We start from the raw sequence: 2,257 nt of genomic DNA, 5'->3' as shown, positions 1-2,257 counted from the left end.
CACGCTCAAGGCCAAAACATGGCAGGGAGAAACCCAACTGGAGCTGGAAATTGTCGGGATCCAACCTGCCCAAGAGGCTGCCACTGCCGGCAACCCCCCTCTCGAGAAAACAGCGCCCCGCACCCCTGATGGGAGCAAGTCTCCCATCTCCCCCGTCTCTCTGGATGCCACTCCTCCCATGCCCAACTCCAAGCCCTCGACTGGCTCCCAGAGGGGGACAGAGCCCTCACCTCTGTTGATCTGGCGCCCCACCCCCCAGCCCACCCAGCCTTTGCGTTGGCAAGCTGTAGACCGATTTTCTGTCCTCTGGCCTCAGGCGCAGGGAACCATCCTGTTCTACGGCTTCCGCCGCCCCTCGCTGGTCTTGTCTTCAAGGCCTACGGCCCGCTATCGCGAACGGCGGTACCTGACTCTCCACTACGACCGTCCCCAAGCCGGCCACCGCTATGATCAACTCTGGTTGTGGAGCTGGCCCCCTTCTCTGGATCACCTCAAGTGGCTGCTCTGTTGCACCCCCAGCAGCGAGCTGTTGATTGCCGTCCATCAGCAAGCGGTGCCCCTGCCCTCCGCCACCGGCTTGCAACGCCAGCTCCGCCAATACCTGCAAACCCACAGCCAGGTGGATCTGCTGCGCTTGGCCCAGCAGTGGTGGCTGTCTCCGGCAGTGTTGGTGGCAGGATTACGCTCCCTGGGGTACGCCTGCCCAGATTTTGGCCCCACGGGATCCCTCGGCGAAGAACTGGAAGCCCAGCAAGCTTGGTACAGCAGCTCCTGGCAACAGGTTGCCGCCCTGCTTCAGCGATCCCACCTGGATTCTTCTGCGGCTGATTCTCATGGGGATTAAGCTGCTGCTCGGCTCCGACTACCACGGCAGCCCTCGGCTGATCCGGCAGGCCCTTGCCCATCTGCCGGAGGTGGATGCTTACATCAACTGCGGGGATTTCTGTTCCAAGGCCGGCAAACCTTCCCGCAAGGCCACCCAGGGCTTTCATCCGGCAGCCCAAGCAGAGGTGGTTCATCTGCAATCCTTTTTGGCGGCAGTGGAGAGCCTGGGCAAACCCTGGCTCTTTTTGCCCGGAAACCACGATCCGGCGGCTTCAGTTTTGGATTTGCTGGTTGGCCGTTGGGGACGGGCCATCACCCAGTCCTGCTGCTTTGAGTGGCTGGGGTTACAGGTTTTGGCTGTGCCCTGGACTCCCCCCTGTGGCTGGAGCTGGTCTCTCACCTCCGCCCATTTGCAGGAGCTGCTCGCCCTCTACAGTCAACCCCCCCGGCCCATTGACCTGCTGCTGACCCACGCTCCGCCGCGAGGCTTTTTGGATGAAGGCGGGAAGTGGTATCACCGTCGCACACCCACCTTGCGCCCCCTTTTGGAACAGCTGCAGCCGCGCTACTACATCTGCGGACACATGCATTGGGATGGGGGCAAGGTAGAGCGATGGGGATCCACCCTGGTGATTAACACAGCCCTGCACAACATGGTTCTCGAGATCCATTAGGCAGGAAGCCCTTGGACAGCCTTCCGCCTCCTCAGATTTCCACTCGTAGGAACCTTCCATGACCCGTCCTTTGATCTTGGCCAGCAGTAGCCCCGGCAAATGGCGCGAGTTCAATGCCTTTTTCCAGGCCCATGCCCCTGCTTGGGAGCTGCGCCGCATGCCCTCAGAAATTGAGGTGGAAGAAACCGGCACCACCTTTGCCGAAAATGCCCTTCTCAAAGCCAGAGCCGTGGCCAAGTCTCTGGGGGAGTGGGCCATTGCCGACGATTCCGGCCTAGCGGTAGAAGCCCTTGGCGGTGCCCCTGGGATCCGCTCGGCTCGCTATGCCCCCAACGATGCTGCCCGCATCGAGCGGTTGCTTAGGGAAATGGAAGGGATCCCAAATCGCCGAGCCACCTTTCACTGCGCCATCGCCCTGGTGGATCCCCAAGGTGTAGTGCATGCCCTGGTGGAAGGGGTATGCTCGGGAGAGGTCTTGACCCAGCCGCGGGGAGAGGGGGGGTTTGGCTATGATCCCCTGTTTTGGGTGCCCGAAGTGGGGCTAACCTTTGCCGAGATGAGCCCAGCTCAAAAAGAGGCCATCGGCCACCGAGGCCGAGCCTTACGCGCCTTGAAAGCGCAGTTGCCTCTCCTGGAGAAGCGTATGGGCTGGCTTGGATCCCAGCAATAGCCCCCGATGTCCTGGCTGGGGAGCATGACTCTAGTCAATAATAAGCTCAACTATACTGAAAATAATGTATAATATGTTCAGTACGGAT

The 2,257-nt window shown here is 60.8% G+C and carries 2 protein-coding genes and 1 pseudogene; all 3 read left to right on the top strand.

Going from position 1 to position 2,257, the window contains the following annotated elements:
• A pseudogene (locus tag NW837_RS10560) lies at positions 1 to 844 on the top strand (single-stranded-DNA-specific exonuclease RecJ); the annotation flags it as partial.
• Positions 834 to 1,499 carry a metallophosphoesterase family protein gene (locus NW837_RS10555; protein ID WP_414331344.1) on the top strand — a complete coding sequence of 222 codons (666 nt, stop codon included), beginning with the start codon at positions 834 to 836 and terminating at the stop codon, positions 1,497 to 1,499. The pseudogene NW837_RS10560 and the gene NW837_RS10555, both read left to right, overlap by 11 nt.
• A gap of 58 nt (positions 1,500 to 1,557) precedes the next feature.
• Positions 1,558 to 2,169: an RdgB/HAM1 family non-canonical purine NTP pyrophosphatase gene (gene rdgB, locus NW837_RS10550; RefSeq protein ID WP_414331343.1), complete on the top strand. Its 612-nt coding sequence runs from the start codon at positions 1,558 to 1,560 to the stop codon at positions 2,167 to 2,169.
• Positions 2,170 to 2,257 lie beyond the last annotated feature (88 nt).

This window comes from Synechococcus sp. R6-10 (genome assembly GCF_047461815.1).
Classification (GTDB): domain Bacteria; phylum Cyanobacteriota; class Cyanobacteriia; order Thermostichales; family Thermostichaceae; genus Thermostichus.
The sequence above is the reverse complement of the archived record's forward strand: the minus strand, read 5'-3'. Positions and strand labels throughout refer to the sequence as shown.

Coding starts and splice junctions, on each gene's coding strand:
- NW837_RS10555 (WP_414331344.1), top strand. CDS start 834: ATGGGGATTAAGCTGCTGCTCGGCTCCGACTACCACGGCAGCCCTCGG.
- rdgB (WP_414331343.1), top strand. CDS start 1,558: ATGACCCGTCCTTTGATCTTGGCCAGCAGTAGCCCCGGCAAATGGCGC.